At 30.2% G+C, this 16,013-nt stretch carries 15 protein-coding genes; 14 read left to right on the top strand and 1 reads right to left on the bottom strand.

Annotated features, from left to right (window positions below; genetic code table 11):
• From CRN98_RS17520 to CRN98_RS15425, 10 genes are all read left to right on the top strand, one after another.
• A partial coding sequence (locus CRN98_RS17520; RefSeq protein ID WP_143331310.1) for an IS3 family transposase occupies positions 1–84 on the top strand: 84 nt, incomplete at its 5' end.
• Between the two features lie 46 nt (positions 85–130).
• Positions 131–796, top strand: coding sequence for a tyrosine-type recombinase/integrase (locus CRN98_RS15465; RefSeq protein WP_179632197.1), 666 nt, complete (start codon positions 131–133; stop codon positions 794–796).
• Positions 786–2,264, top strand: a complete 1,479-nt coding sequence (locus tag CRN98_RS15460; RefSeq protein ID WP_097028326.1) for a tyrosine-type recombinase/integrase — start codon at positions 786–788, stop codon at positions 2,262–2,264. Before CRN98_RS15465 ends, CRN98_RS15460 begins: the two co-directional genes overlap by 11 nt.
• The gene (locus tag CRN98_RS15455) at positions 2,251–3,780 is read left to right on the top strand and encodes a tyrosine-type recombinase/integrase (protein WP_097028325.1); all 1,530 of its coding nucleotides are present in this window, start codon (positions 2,251–2,253) and stop codon (positions 3,778–3,780) included. The genes CRN98_RS15460 and CRN98_RS15455 overlap by 14 nt, the downstream gene beginning before the upstream one ends.
• Positions 3,764–4,189: a DUF6262 family protein gene (locus tag CRN98_RS15450; RefSeq protein WP_097028324.1), complete on the top strand. Its 426-nt coding sequence runs from the start codon at positions 3,764–3,766 to the stop codon at positions 4,187–4,189. Before CRN98_RS15455 ends, CRN98_RS15450 begins: the two co-directional genes overlap by 17 nt.
• A 12-nt stretch (positions 4,190–4,201) precedes the next feature.
• Entirely contained in the window at positions 4,202–4,402 is a 201-nt protein-coding gene (locus tag CRN98_RS15445) for a hypothetical protein (RefSeq protein ID WP_097028323.1), read from the top strand.
• 196 nt (positions 4,403–4,598) lie between these two features.
• On the top strand, positions 4,599–4,991 hold the full coding sequence (locus CRN98_RS15440) for a hypothetical protein (RefSeq protein WP_097028322.1): 393 nt from the start codon (positions 4,599–4,601) through the stop codon (positions 4,989–4,991).
• Positions 4,992–5,403: 412 nt separating this feature from the next.
• On the top strand, positions 5,404–7,098 hold the full coding sequence (locus CRN98_RS15435; RefSeq protein WP_097028321.1) for a M3 family oligoendopeptidase: 1,695 nt from the start codon (positions 5,404–5,406) through the stop codon (positions 7,096–7,098).
• 440 nt (positions 7,099–7,538) lie between these two features.
• Positions 7,539–8,630 (top strand): M14 family metallopeptidase, encoded by a 1,092-nt coding sequence (locus CRN98_RS15430; RefSeq protein ID WP_097028320.1) that lies wholly within the window; start codon positions 7,539–7,541, stop codon positions 8,628–8,630.
• Positions 8,631–8,772: 142 nt separating this feature from the next.
• On the top strand, positions 8,773–10,542 hold the full coding sequence (locus CRN98_RS15425; RefSeq protein WP_097028319.1) for a helicase-related protein: 1,770 nt from the start codon (positions 8,773–8,775) through the stop codon (positions 10,540–10,542).
• A 790-nt stretch (positions 10,543–11,332) separates the two neighbouring features.
• Here CRN98_RS15425 and CRN98_RS15420 read toward each other — a convergent pair.
• Entirely contained in the window at positions 11,333–12,043 is a 711-nt protein-coding gene (locus CRN98_RS15420; RefSeq protein WP_097028318.1) for an MBL fold metallo-hydrolase, read from the bottom strand.
• Between the two features lie 213 nt (positions 12,044–12,256).
• Here CRN98_RS15420 and CRN98_RS15415 point away from each other — a divergent pair, with 213 nt between their 5' ends.
• Genes CRN98_RS15415 through CRN98_RS15400 form a run of 4 tightly spaced genes read left to right on the top strand, consistent with a single transcriptional unit; the run spans position 12,257 to position 16,007 of the window.
• The gene (locus CRN98_RS15415; protein ID WP_097028317.1) at positions 12,257–13,081 is read left to right on the top strand and encodes an ABC transporter permease; all 825 of its coding nucleotides are present in this window, start codon (positions 12,257–12,259) and stop codon (positions 13,079–13,081) included.
• A gap of 6 nt (positions 13,082–13,087) precedes the next feature.
• Complete coding sequence (locus tag CRN98_RS15410) at positions 13,088–13,870, top strand: ABC transporter permease (RefSeq protein WP_097028316.1); 783 nt, start codon at positions 13,088–13,090, stop codon at positions 13,868–13,870.
• Positions 13,871–13,882: 12 nt separating this feature from the next.
• Positions 13,883–14,929, top strand: coding sequence for an ABC transporter ATP-binding protein (locus CRN98_RS15405; protein WP_097028315.1), 1,047 nt, complete (start codon positions 13,883–13,885; stop codon positions 14,927–14,929).
• A gap of 13 nt (positions 14,930–14,942) precedes the next feature.
• Complete coding sequence (locus CRN98_RS15400) at positions 14,943–16,007, top strand: ABC transporter substrate-binding protein (protein WP_097028314.1); 1,065 nt, start codon at positions 14,943–14,945, stop codon at positions 16,005–16,007.
• The last annotated feature ends 6 nt before the right edge of the window (positions 16,008–16,013 follow it).

Genomic DNA, 16,013 nt, shown 5'->3' with positions numbered 1-16,013 from the left:
TACTATAACAATTATAGGTATCAGTGGGGACTAAACAAAATGACCCCTGTACAATACAGGGATCATCTCCTTAAAACCGCTTAGTCTTTTTTATTGTGTCCTTGACAAAGGGTACATTTCAAAGAGCCTTTTGCACCATGCAAGAAATAATAATAAAACTAAGCAATCTATATTCAAGGTTAAAGCAAGCAAAACTACTTTTAAATTAGTATCAGATAGTGATGCTGAAACATTTTTAAATGCTTTACCTACTTGGAGAGATAAGTTGATTTTCAAAATAATGTACCTTACAGGGGCGAGAATTGGTGAAGTATTAGAACTTCAAATTGAGGATATACCTTATCCTGATACTTCTAAAGAAATTGGAATGTTAGAAAATATAAAGTCTAAAGGCAAAACAAGACACTTATATATTCCAATGGCTTTACTTGAAGAAATAGATAATTTCATAATGGAAGAAAGAAATAATATTGATACAGAGCATAGTTATATCTTTGTATCACAACAAAAGCAAAATTTAGGCAAGCCACTAACTTATAGAGCAATCTATGAAGTATTTAACACAGTTAAAAAGAAAACTGATATAGAGTTAAATTTCCACGATTTAAGGCATACTTGTGCAACTGCTTTAGTTCAAAGTGGGATGGATATTAGTGTTGTTAAGATAATCTTAGGGCATGAGCATATCACCACCACACAACAATATACTCATATTTCAAATCAGTATCTTGAAGACAATTTAAGTAGATATTGGAATAAGAGTTCGTTGATTGGAGGTGGAGCAAATGGCAAGTAAAATGCCTAACGGTGATAAATGGGGATTAATGGATACTGACAGTAATTCTCAACATTATGGTAGAAAATTTAAGTTTGATTTTTCTCATATCGAGGGCGATAGCATTAAAAATATGGTTAAAGCATATATTTGGAGGAATTACAAGGAAGGAAATAAATCCACATATAAATTATACGAGGATAACAATAAGTTAAAATTATTCAATGAATTCTTAATGACTAATAATATAACTTCATTAAATAAATTAACTAATAATGATATTGAATTATTTATATCCTTTCTTAAAACTTATATATCGAATAGAACTAATAAGCCACTTTCCTACCAAACTCAAAAACTGCACTTAGATAAAATAAAAGCAATCATTCGTTGGGGGCAATTATATATGCCTAATGAAGTACCTAAAACAGAGATATTTACAGGCAATGAATATACAGGAGTTAATAGAAAACTTAAAATAGATTTTATTCCTGATGAAGTTTTAGAACAGATAAATAAAGCCTTGGTTAATGAAGAAAATCCATATCTTAAATATGGAATAATCATTCTTCAATCAACGGGAATGAGGATTGGAGATATGCTTAAATTAACTACCGATAGCGTTAAGCCACATTTGATTAGTGGATATACTTTAATTTGGTATGACCATAAAAATCGTAAGGAACGCCAACCAATGCCTATTCCTAACGAATGTGCTATCGCAATCGAAAAATTGATAGAGCATACAAAAGAATTAAGAGAACAGGCTGATGATAGCATTAAAGATTATTTGTTTATTCATAGAGTTACAAATGGTTCTAATGTTGGAGAAATAACCATTATTAATGAAATAAGATACAAAGTTTGGCTTAATGGTGATGGAAATATTGTCAATGGAAATTTGAGGGGCAAAGGTTTTGTTCAAAATCACAATATAAGAGATACCAACGGTGAATATTACAATCTTACATCACACCAATTCAGAAGAACACTTGCTACTGATATGTTATCTAAAGGAACTGATTTAAAGGCTATACAAGAAGTTTTAGGACATTCTTCTGCTATGACTACTAAACAACATTATGCTGATGTTAAAGATAAAGAGAGAACCGAAATATTTAAAAATATAGGTATTATCGGTAACATCAACAAAGTTGATGAAACGGTTATAGCAGATAAAAAAGATTTAATTTGGTTCAAAGAAAACAAGGATAAAGGAGCAAGAATGGAAGATGGTTATTGCACCAAGCCTTGTACTGATGGAAAGATTTGCGACAGATTATTAAAAAGACAGAAATGTTACACTTGTAGTAGATACATTACTACTCCAGAGTATTTACAGTCTCATAAGAACCATTTAGCAGAGTTAGAAAAGCAATTAGAGGGAAATATCTATGGCGACCATTATGCGGAGCATTTCCTCCCTACTATTGAAGTTCTAAAAGAGATTGTAAAAAGATTGGAGGAAATACAAGATGTCAATAACTAAATTAAACTTACAACCAATAACTGCTGAAAGTGATTATAGCAATGTAACTATTGGAAATTCTAAATTTACTGATGATGTATGGGATTTATCTATGTTTATAACTACTAAAACAACTAAAGATAGTCAGAAGAAAATCAACTTCAGTTTCATTGAAAATGAAGATATGAAATTGACAGTAAAACTTTATGCTTATTATAGATTAGGTAAGGTTAAACCAAGAACTGCAAGGGGTAATATAAATGGATATTTGCCTTTATTCATTGAATATTGCAGTTTAAATAATATTAATAGTTTCAATGAAGTAACAAAAGAAATATTCTTAAACTATGCACTATGGCTTAAAGAAGAGAAAAAACTTGCACAAGGTTCAGGATATGCTCGTTGTTCAATGGTTGAAGAAATTATTAAAATAGGTCAAATAAAAGGTTGGAATGTTCCTAAAATTAATATCTTTATAGATTTTACTTCTAATGACTTATGGGATATTAAAAAGGCTTTAAAAGAAAATAAAACCAAACCTATTCCAGAAGATATATTTGATAAAATACTTTATTATGCAGTCAATAAAGAAACGGATATATTAACTAAAACAGGAATAATAATTCAGAGCCAAACAGGACTTAGAATCAATGAGGTATTATCTATTCGACAAGGTTGTGTTCATACAACAAGTGATGGATATGATTATATGGAAGTTACGCTTGGTAAAACAGAAAAAGGTGAGCCTATAATTCACAAAGTTTTTATTAATGAATTAGTTAAAAATACAGTTGCAGAACTTGACGAATATACTAAAGAATTAAGAAAAGAAAGTGGATTAAAAGAATTATTTATAATTAAAAATCACGGAATAAGAGTTTTAAATCCTTCTAAATGGGGAGAAAATAGGCTTGCTACATTCATCAAAAGATGGGATATAAGAGATAGAAAAGGCAACTTATATCCATTAAAATCTCATCAATTTAGAGCAACGTTTGTTAGAGAACTTATCAAACAAAAAGTTCCGATAGCACACATTATGAAACAATTTTCTCATGTATCTATTGAAATGACTTCACACTACCTTACTTTGAAGGAAGAAGAAGTTAAAGAAATATATTCAGATATGATACTTGGTAAAGATTCAAAAATTGCTGGACTTAGAGCAAAAGAAATTAAGTCTAAACTTGATGAACAGTTTCGTGGTAAAACGGAACAAGAGATTGATGATATAGTATCCAATTTGTCTAAGTCTATGAGCTTTAATCCTTTGCCGACAGGCGTATGTCTATACGATTTTAGGAGGGGTAACTGCTCCGATGGTGATGGGTGTTTCTTCTACAACTGTCCTAACTATATTACCGAAGTTAAGTTTTACCCTATATTAAAGCAAGAATTAGACCTTATGGAAAAAGAGATGACGAGGTATAAAGAGTTAGGTAGAGAAAGAGATTGGCAAAGACAGTATGTTAAATATAAGTATTTAAAACCACTTGTAGATAGTTTGGAGGTGCAAATGAATGGTAAAGAAGCCTAATAGAAATACAGAAGGTTTAAAGGAATTTGCAGAAAAGAAGAATCAAGAAACTATCGAAAAGGTTAATAAAGTAATAGATAAATTGAAGCGTTCTAAAACGAAGAAAATCAACTTTAAAACAGTAGCCGAGGAATCAGGAGTATCTAAGGCGACTCTATATAATAATGATATTTTAAAAGAGCGTATATTAAGCCTTAGAGCCATTGAGAAAAGCAATTCTAATGTGAATATAGAAGCAACTCCAAAAGATAAAATACAGGCTAAAGATGATAAGATAAAGCAACTATATGAGGAAATCAAAAAACTAAAAGAAGATAAGCAAAATCTAATTATTCAATTGGTTGATATGGAAGAATTGAAAGATGAGAATGAAAGACTTAGAGAGCAACTTACAAAATTAAAGAGGTAAGGAGAGAAAATTGTGATTGGTACTAAAAAATATATACAAGATTTAAGAGAAAAATCATTTTTAAACATATCAGAAGACATGGAGAAACTTATTCTTGAAAGATTTGGTAAGAATTATGAAATAGGTGACGATGGGCGTGTATATCAGTATACAGAACAAGATATATGGGAGCAGATAAGAAAAATGCTTCGCAGTAAATGTAAAATAACTTAAGTTGTAATAGCTAGATAAGGCGTCGCAACTGTTGAAATAAGAAACACGAATAATGTTCTTTGAAAAGTGAATATATGGTATGAGGTATGATAAAAATTCCATATTATCAAAAAATATGTTATAATTCCTATAGTAGTTAAGTTATGATATGAATCATATTTGATTCTAAATATCAATAATATGGAGGAGATAGCACATGAAAAATCATAAGCTATTAAGCGTAACCTTGTTAATATGTATATTAGTACTTTTTACAGTAGGATGCTCATCTTTTAAGTCTATTGAAAGTATAAAATGCTCTTTAGGTCAAATGGGACAGGAGGTTAAATCTAAAACAAGTAGCAATACAGTAATAAGATTAGACTTAAAAAAAGGTGATAAGGTAAAATTCACATATGATTCTAATGTAAAAGAAGGTTCTCTAAAAATTCAATTAACTCGTTCAAAGGATGTGGTGATTGAAGATTTTCCAATAAATAAGAATGATACTAAAGAATTAGTAATAGACAAAGATGGAAGTTGCTGGCTTTCAGCAAATTTTGATAATTTTGTAGGTAATTACAGAATATATGCAGATAAAATAAATTAATAAGATATACCAAACTACAACCATTAAAACCGAATAATAATTTCAAATGCCGTATTTTTCACAGAATTGTACGGTTTTTTGTTTTCGAATCTGAAAAAAGGAAAATTTTAAATGGTTAAAAATGTTTTATGAAAGTATGATTCAGAATTAGGAATAGCTTATTTTTGTTCTAATTGTAAAAAGCTTTAATGTAGCACCAAATAAAAATGTGAATGTGGTCAAGAAATTAACTTGAATGAAAAAGAACAATATACAGGCAAAGTTAAGTGGAGTTAAGACGCAAAGTGATAATAGGACGAGCTGTTAATAAAGTTATTAACACGTTATACATAGAAAAAAGTATAAAAAGAAAGGAAGTGAATTTTAGTGAGGGTTTGGTACTTATTATACACTCTCTCACTAAAGATAAACTATGAAGTTTAGTGAATTTAAGTACCAAAGGCCTAATATAGAAGAAGTTAAGGGAAAGTTTAATGTGCTTCTTCAAGAGTTTAAAAATAGTGATACTTTAGAAAAACAAGATAAAATTATGGAAGATATAAATAAATTAAGAAGTGAATTTGAATCCATGGCTCAAATAGCTGAAATAAGACATACCATTGATACTACAGATAAGTTTTACGAAGAGGAGCAGGATTTCTTTGATAATAATATGCCTCTATATGAGGAGGTTATATCAGATTATTATAAAGCTCTTATATCTTCTAAATTCAAAGATGAACTTGAAGCAAAATGGGGAGTACAGTTGTTTGATATGGCAAGACTTTCAATCAAGACTTTTTCTTCTGAAGTAATTTCTGATCTTCAGGAAGAAAATAAGGTTTCTAGTGAATATACAAAGCTTCTTGCATCAGCAAAGATAATCTTTGAAGGAGAAGAAAGAAATTTAGCTCAAATGGCTCCTTTTATGCAGTCACAGGATAGAGATATGAGAAAAACAGCATCGGAAGCAAAGTATAAGTTCTTTGAAGAACATGAAAAAGAATTTGACGATATATATGATCGACTTGTAAAGATAAGAACAAGAATAGCTAAAAAGCTAGGTTACAATAACTTTGTAGAGCTTGCTTATGATAGAATGCTTAGAACTGATTATAATAAAGATATGGTAAAGAATTTTAGAAAGCAGGTAAAAGAAAGTATAGTACCTGTATGCCAAGAACTTGTGGAAAAACAAAGGAAAAGACTTAATTTATCTAAGATGAATTATTATGATTTAGATTTTAAATTTAAAGCTGGAAATGCAAAACCTCATGGAGATGCAGCCTTTATGGTGAATAACGCAAAGAACATGTATAATGAACTTTCCAAGGAAACAGGAGAATTTTTTGACTTTATGGTAAAGGGAGAGCTTTTAGATTTAGTAGCTAAAAAGGGAAAAGCAAGTGGAGGATATTGTACTTATATAAGTGAATACAAATCACCATTTATATTCTCAAATTTTAATGGAACTTCAGGGGATGTGGATGTTTTAACTCATGAAGCGGGGCATGCTTTCCAAGTTTATAGCAGCAGAGCTTATGAAATACCAGAATATCAATTTCCAACTTATGAAGCTTGTGAAATTCACTCCATGAGCATGGAGTTCTTTACTTATCCTTGGATGAATTTATTCTTTGAAGAGGAAACAGAAAAATATAAATTTGCTCATTTAGCAGATGCACTTTTATTTATACCTTATGGAGTATCTGTGGATGAATTTCAGCATGAAGTTTATGAAAGACCTGATATGACCCCTGAAGAAAGAAAGGCTACCTGGAGAAATATTGAAAAGAAGTATCTTCCACATAAAAACTATGAAGAAAATGACTTTCTTGAAAAAGGTGGATATTGGCAGCAGCAAAGACATATTTATGAATCACCTTTTTACTATATAGATTATACTTTAGCTCAGTTATGTGCTTTTCAATATTATGTATGGTCACAGGAAAATAGAGAGAAGGCATGGCAGTCCTATGTGAAGCTATGTAAACTTGGAGGAAGTAAGTCATTTTTAAATCTTGTAAAGGAAGCAGGACTTAAGTCACCTTTTGAAGATGGTACTGTAAAAGAAGTGGTAGATAAAATAAAAGAAGAACTTTTAAATGTGGATGATAGTAAATTTTAATTTTGTTTGTTTGAAAGTATACAATGATTTAAAGCATTGTATACTTTTTTTATGATTTTTATACTAACAGATTAAAGGATAAACCTTATTGCTTTGCTTAAATAAGCTTTATTCTTTTACTTTAATGCACTTTATTATTCTATTAAATATAAATTTTTTTATTATAATTTTTTTAGGAAAAATAGTTACATAATATCCCAATTTACGATATATTTTTTTCTTTAATTCAAGCTTTAATTTATTTATAAATATATAAAAAATGAAAAATTTGACAAATAAAAAAGAAAATATGAAAAAAAGTTATAAAATAGTTGGAAATCTTTTGCTGAGACTTGCTAGATTACGACACAAAATAACATTTTAAAAGATATATAATAAAAATGAGCTAAATAATAATACTAAATGATTAAAAAATAATAAACGTATAGGGGGAGAATGTTATGAGAAAATCACGTGGACTTGCATTAGCATTGGCTTTAGTATCAGTAATTACCGCATCTTCAACGATTTATGCAGGTGGTACTAATTTAAAGCCAAGTGGGCCATGGGTAAATGAAAATCAAAACATAAGCTTAAGCAGCTTACATGATTATGAGGAACTATCAAAAACATTAAAGCAAATTGAAAAGTCATCTAAGGGCAAAATGCAGCTTTCAACTATAGGTAAATCAAATCAAGGTAGGGATATATATCTTGCAAAGGTGGGAACTGGCCCTAAAAAAGTTATGGTAATCAGTCAGCAACATGGAAATGAACCTTTAGGAACAGAAGCAGCACTTAGCGTATTAAAATATTTAAGTACAGATAATAATAAAGTTAAAGATATATTAAGCGAAGTTACTGTGTATATTGTGCCAAGAGTAAACGTTGACGGAACAGAAAAGAGACAAAGATATACAGATGATCCAACAGCACCAAAGGTTAGCTATACACAGCCTGGTGTAGGATACGATATGAACCGTTGGCATTGGCAGAATTGGGAAGATAGTCCATATTATAAAATGGATAATGGAAAGACATTCCCAACTAACCCTGTTAAAGAGTCAGTAGCAGTATTAAATGCATTTAAAGCTATTCAGCCTGAATGGATAATTGATTTACATCATCAGGGCACATATCTTAATGAAGAAAATGGTAATATGATTAAAACTTCAATACTTTGGCCTACAGATCCAAAGGCTAAACCTGAGGCAGTAGAGTTATCAAAGAAGATGTGTTCAGTACTATATAACCATTTAGAGCATTTTGGATTTGCAGAAGTAAGCAAATATGATGGTGGAGCTTATGAAGGAATAGCGAGAAATTCCTATGGTATAGCTGGAGCTGGAAGCGTTTTAATTGAAATGCGTGGACAAATGCAGAGTCTTGGACAAAAATCATCTGGATATTTAACAAAAACTTTCGTAGAATCTATTATGTCTTTAGTATCAGCAACAGCTGATGGATCTTTATATGAAGCAGATACAAGCATAGCTGAAAATATGCCAGAAACAGGACCATATGTAACTAAAGATGGAATAGAAGTAGAGTAAAAAGTAATATATTTTAATAAAATGTAGCATTTAATTTACCTCTCTGGTAAAGCTAAGTATAGGCTTTGCTAAGAGAGGTATTTTTAATGGAAAATAATGATATAATAGTAAATTATAAATATCGTGTGTAAGGAGTTTTACTATGGGAAGAGGTAACAGTAAAAGTACAGTAGATAGAAACTTTAGAAAGATAAAAAGTCAAATAAATCAAATAGAACAAATAGTAAGGCATACTAAACCACATATGCTTTGGGAACAGGAGGCAGCAGTTCGTAAAAAATTAAAACAACTAAAAGAATTTGAAGGTCTTGATAATAAGGAATTTAGAATAGTTTATGAAAGATATTTAGATATTTTAGAGTACATATCTAAAAGGCTTATAGAGGATTATAATAGAAAAAATCATACAAATTATAGATTTGACGAAATTGTAAAGGGAAATTACAGTGCTTATTTAAAATCAGGTGCTATAAGCGTACTTATAACTAAGCATATACCAAAGCTTATATATCATGAATTTGAAACTATATTTCCTAAAAATCCTAAGGATGAATATGAAGATGCAAGAAGACTTAAAAGAAAGTTTTATCTTCACTTAGGAGAAACCAATACCGGGAAAACTTATAATGCCATGCAAAGGTTAAAAGAAGTTACTAAGGGAATATATTTATCGCCTTTAAGAATACTTGCATTAGAAAATTTTGAAAGATTAAACAGTGAAGGAGTAAAGTGCAACTTACTTACAGGGGAAGAAGAAATAATTATAGAAGGAGCAACGCATACTTCTTGTACTATAGAAAAGCTGAATATAGGAGAAAACTATGACTTGGCAATAATAGATGAAGTGCAAATGATAAATGATGATCAAAGAGGAGCCGCTTGGACAAGAGCTATGTTGGCCTTAAATTGTAAAGAAATTCATGTATGTGGTGCATTAAATACCAAGGAACTTTTAATGGAGATAATAGAGGATTGTGAAGATGAATACGAATTTAGAGAGTACACAAGGGATATACCTTTAGAGGTACAAGACACTCAATTTGTGTATAGAGACATTCAAGAGGGAGATGCATTAGTTGTATTTTCTAAAAAAAGAGTTTTAAATCTTGCATACCATTATGGAGATTTAGGTATAAAAGCAAGTCTTATTTATGGAGACTTACCTCCAGAAGTTAGAAGAAAACAATATGAGCAGTTTATAAATAAAGAAACTTCGATACTTATAACTACTGATGCAATAGGTATGGGAGTAAATTTACCTATAAAGAGAATAGTATTTATGGATGTTAAAAAGTTTGATGGCAGTGAAGTTAGATATTTAACTTCACAGGAGATAAAACAAATTGCTGGAAGAGCGGGAAGAAAAGGTATATATGATATAGGATATGTAGCATCCCATGGACATACTCAAGATTTCATAGATGAAATGATTATGGTAAAGGATAGAGATATAAATGAAGGAGTAATAGGGCCAAGTGATGCAATACTTAAGGTAAAGAGCTTACCTTTAAGAGAAAAGTTAGCACTATGGAGCACAAGAGAAGAAAAAGTACCTTTTTATAGAAAGATGGATATAACTGAATATATAATCATACTTGATAACTTAAAGTTTTATAAGTTAGATGAAGGGATTCAATGGAAGCTTTTAAAAGTTCCCTTTGATGTAAGTGATAAAGAACTTATGAGCACATTTTTAACTTACGTAGATGAATTATTTGTAGCAAGAAAAGAAAAATTATCAAAACCTTCTTATAGGTTTAATGATTTATACGAGTTGGAAATTTACTATCAAAAATTAAATTTATATTACTCCTTTTCAAAGTTATTTGACTTGAAGTTTGATGAGGAATGGATTCATGAACAGCGTTTAAAAACAAGTGAAGGTATAAATAACATTCTAAAAAAAATATAGAAATAGTGCGACATTTTAAAGTAATGTTGAACCTACAGTATGAGATTTGCATTTAGGAAAGCGGTTCACTGCGCAAGGAAGCTCTAATATTTCTGATTTTAAACCACCTAAATTTTCTAAACTCGCTGCCGCTCAGACAGTAGAAAATTCTTAACGGTGCTTTAAAGCCAGAAATAAAGAGCTTCTAATGCTTGTTCAATGCTTTCTACAATGCAAATCTCATACTGTATATTCAACATTGAAAATATCACATATACCTGCTAAAGGAGGAAATTCAGTGAGCTGAATTTCTAAAATATTTTACGACTTGGTACATAAAAATCTTTTAGGGCGGCAGCCCTGGAGGTCACAAGAACTTATAAGAAATGAATATAAAAGTTTAATTTGGCATGCTGAAAGGCTCTTAATAAAAATTTGAATGGATAACATTTTACAACCTATCGTTTTGCGGGCTTACCAGCCCTTTGCTAAGTATCAATTTATTAAAAGGAAATTTCGCCAAAGGGAAATTTCTTCTTTCAGGCAGTAAACCTGAGTAATATTTTGAATATTGAATAATCATATGGGATTTACATTGTAGAAAGCATTGAGTAAGCACTAAAAGGTCTTTATTTCTGAAATTAAAATATCGTTAAGAACCTTCTATTGTTTGAGCAAAGCGAGTTTAGAAGGTTTAGATATTTTAAGGGCAGAAATATTAGACCTTTTTTGCGAAATGAACGCTTTCCTAGATGCAAATCCCATATGATAGATTCAATATTCAAAATGTCGCCATTTCTTTTTATGATGACTATAAATTATTAACTGCTACTATATTAAATCCAAGATCTGTTGCCGATTCAATTAATTCATTCCCGTCAATATGTATACAATAAACTTTTTCTCTTAGATCTTCAGGGATTAAATTAGAAAGTTTGCTAATGGATAAATGGCCACTTCCTTTATAATCAGGGTAGCAGGTATCTTGATAAAGCTCATCAATTTTTCCGTTCTTAAAGAGACTTAATGTGTTTTCTTCAATATTATTAGAATCCCCACTATAGTAAATTGTCTTATTATTATAATATATAAAATAACCATAGCAGTCCATTTCTTTGGAATGAGAAACCTTAACGGGCATAACTTCTATATCTCCTAAAGAAATACGAACATTTTCATTGCTTTCTATCAAGTTAAACATATTTTCCTTGTTATTCATTATGCTAAAAAGGGATTTTAATGCGTAAGGGGAAGGGTATATTATTGAAACCTTTTTATTTAACATGTAATAGCAGTAAAAAATAAGGCTGCTAAGACTTCCTACATGATCGGAATGTAAATGAGTAATTAGTATAGTTATATCTTTGCAAGTTTCTAAAAGTTTCTTTCTTTTAATCCTTTCAAATATACTTTCTCCACAATCTATTAATAGAAGTTTATCGTTATGTTTTATATAAGCTGAAGAATTTCCCTCTTCTGTATTAAAAGCAGATCCTCTTCCTAAAAAACTTAATGTTTGCATGAAAGCACCTCCATACTAAGTAATACATATTATTATACCACGATTTATTATTTATAAACTATTGACTATACTTCTAAAGTGAGATATTATTATCTTGTTAAATACGAATAATAATTTAAATATTAAATGTTTAGTTCGTATTAATACGATTTATAGGCAGTTATAAAATGAAAATTATCGCAATGAATATGTAAATTTTAGGGGGTGACAAATATGAAAAGGAGAACTGGATTTTATTTAATGATACCTGCTGCAATATTTTTAAGTTTATTTGCTATAATTCCAGTGCTTAAGATATGTATTTCCACATTTCAAATTGAAGGAGCATTATCTATAGGAGCCTATACTAAAATACTTAAGGACTCTTTTTTTCAAGATGTATTTATAAGAACTATAAAATTAAGTTTAATAAGTACTATAATATGTGCAATTTTAGGATTGCCTACAGCATATTACATATCTAAAATAGGTGATAAAAGAAGAGGGTTATACATATCGTTGGCAGTGTTTCCTATGCTTACATCTCCAGTTGTTCGTTCCTTTTGCTGGATTGTAATACTTGGTAAAAAGGGACTTTTAAATTCAATTCTTCTAAATCTCAATTTAATCAATAGTCCACTTAGTATGTTATATAATGAATTTTCTATTGTAGTAGGATTTGTACAATTGTTCCTACCTTTAATGATACTTTCTCTTGTAGGGGTAATGGAAAATATAACAGAAGATTATATGCTTGCAGCAGAAAGTCTTGGAGCTTCAAAGTTTAAGGCATTTTTAAAAGTAGTATTTCCATTAAGCGTGCCAGGGCTTATGACAGGAAGTGTACTTGTATTTACAGGATGTCTTACTGCATACACTACTCCACAGCTTTTAGGAGGAACTAAGACGAGAGTTTTAGCTACAATGATATATCAAAATGCAATGACTTTATCTGATTGGAATAGTGCATCTGTTGTTGCAGTTATAATGATAATTACAACAATTATAGTTACTTCCATTATGAATAGAGGAGCTAAAATTTTAAATAAAAGGGGATAGGTAAAGATGAAAAAGAATAAATTTTTGGTGATATTCACTTTAATGGTATATATTTTCTTACTAGGACCACTGCTTATAATAATTGGAGCTTCTTTTAGCAGTGAAAATTTCTTAACTTTTCCTCCAAAGGGGTTTTCTCTTAAGTGGTTTGAAAACATATTAAATGTAGAAATGTTTATGGAAACTTTAAAAATTAGTTTGGGAATTGCTTTTTTAGCTACTATGGTAGCACTTATTATGGGAATTCCAGCAGCTTATGCTATAAATAGATATAACTTTAAGGGTAAAAATGTTCTCAATGGAATATTTGTATCTCCTGTACTTATACCAGGTATAGTTTTAGGTTTTGCATTATTAAAATTTTTAATGGTAGAAAATGATTTCCCGGTTTATTTAAGTTTGTTTATTGGACATGCTATAATACTTTTTCCCTATGCTATAAGGGTTGTTTCCTCAAGTCTTAGTAATTTTGATTATTCCATAGAGGAAGCAGCTATGAGTTTAGGACTAAGTAAAGGAAAGACATTTTTTAAGGTAGTACTTCCCAATATTAAATCAGGGGTAATAGCAGCATTTATACTTGCTTTTATAAATTCCTTTAATAATGTACCTCTTTCGGTATTTTTATCAGGGCCAGGGGTAAGTACATTACCTATACAAATGTTAAGTTATGTAGAGTACAATTATGATCCAACCATTGCAGCATTATCTGTTGTGCTTATGGTATTTACAATAGTTTTAATGGTAATTGTAGAAAAGACTTTAGGATTAAGTTATTTTGCTAAATAGGAGTGATAAGATATGGCATTACTTGAATTAAGAAATATAACTGCAGGTTATGGCGATAACATGATACTTAAAAACTTTAATTTCCAAGTGGAAAAAGGAGAACTTGTCTCTCTTTTAGGACCAAGCGGATGCGGAAAAACAACAACTTTGAGACTTGTTCAAGGCTTTTTAAATAGTAAGGAAGGGCAATTTATATTCGATGGTGAGGATTATACTAAAGTTCCTGTGCATAAAAGAAACTTTGGATACGTATTTCAAAACTATGCGTTATTTCCACACTTAAGTATATTTGATAACGTAGCATTTGGATTAAAGCTTAGAAAAATGGATAATTCAGAAATAAATAAAAGAGTTATGGAAATGCTTGAAGTAGTAGATCTTAAAGGATTTGAAAAGAGATTTCCAGATGAACTTTCAGGAGGACAAAAACAAAGAGTTGCACTTGCTAGGGCACTAGTTATAAGACCAGGATTATTACTCTTTGATGAACCTTTAAGTAATTTAGATGCAAAACTCAGAGTGAAAATGAGAGTTGAAATAAGAAAAATTCAGCAAAGACTTGGCATTACTGCAATATATGTAACTCATGACCAAGAAGAATGTTTTTCTATTTCAGATAAAGTTGCTGTAATGAATGGTGGCATAATTGAGCAGTTAGATAATCCAGTTAACATATATAACAATCCATTAACTGAATTTACTGCAAAGTTTGTGGGATTTGAAAACTTTATAGATTTAAAGCTTATAAATAAAGAAGATGGACAAGGAGTTTATAAAGCAAAGGATGACACTGTATTCAAAACAAACTATACAAAGGGGTTAGATGTAAAAGGAACCATAAGACCAGAAGATATAATAATTGAAAGATTTAATGGAGAAAATTTAGAAAATACCCTAGAAGGAATTGTTGGAATAAGTACATTTCTTGGAAAGCAAATTCAGTATATAGTAAGCACTAAGCTTGGTGATTTTATAGTAAATACAAGTTTTGAAAATAACTTTAAAAATGGTGAAAAGGTAAATATTAAATTTAATAAAGATAAATTAATATTAGTTTAAGGGGGAAATATCAATGAAAAAATTAAGCATTTTACTTGCATCAGTACTTACTGCAACCACACTTTTAGCAGGCTGTGGATCCAAAGAAACTTCAACAAATACAAAGGAAGAACCAAAGACCTTAACAATTTCCACTTGGGGATTTAATGAGGACTTATTAAAGAAAAATATATATGAGCCCTTTGAAAAGAAATACAATTGTAAAATAGTTTTAGAAAAAGGTAATAACGGAGAGAGACTTACAAAACTTAAGCAAAAGAAAGAAGGAATTGACTTAATTTATCTTGCAGATTTATATTCCATGCAAGGAATAAAAGAAGGATTATTTGAAAAGATAAATACAGAAAATGTTCCAAACTTAAATAATTTATATGATTTAGCAAAAGCTCCTCAGGGAGAAGGATATGGACCAGCATACACTATAAATAGTCTTGGGATAGTATATGATCCAGAAGTTATTAAAACTCCTATAACATCTTGGGAAGATCTTTGGAAACCAGAGCTTAAAGGAAAAATTGCAATTCCAGATATAACAGTAACTGCAGGACCACTTATGATGATGGTAGCAGGGCAGCAGGCTGGAGTAGATATAAAGGGAAATGAAACTAAAGCTTTTGATAAAATGAAGCAGCTTGCACCAAGCGTTGTTAAATACTATGGAAAATCCTCAGAACTTGCAAACATGTTTAATCAAGGGGAAATAGCTGTAGCAGTTATTCAAGATTTTGCTTATGGAAATATATTAAAAGCATGTCCACAGGCTAAATTTGTAACTCCAGTGGAAGGAAGTTATGTAGGACTTAATACAATAAATATAGTTAAAGGAACAAAGAATAAAGAGCTTGCTGAAAAGTTTATAGATTTTGCATTAAGTGAAGAAGTTCAAACTGCAACTGGTAAAGCTAAAGTAGAAGCACCATCAAATAAAAATGTAAAATTAACTGCAGAAGAAGCTAAGGGTCAAACCTATGGAGAAGAAATGATTAAAAAATTAAAACCTGTGGATTGGGAATACGTAAATGGTGTAAATAAACAATGGGTAGATACTTGGAATAAAGAAATATCCTCAGGAAAATAAGAAGGG

Source organism: Clostridium peptidivorans (genome assembly GCF_900205925.1).
GTDB classification, from domain to species: Bacteria; Bacillota; Clostridia; order Clostridiales; family Clostridiaceae; genus Clostridium_AK; species Clostridium_AK peptidivorans.
This window is presented reverse-complemented; position numbering and strand designations above follow the sequence as displayed.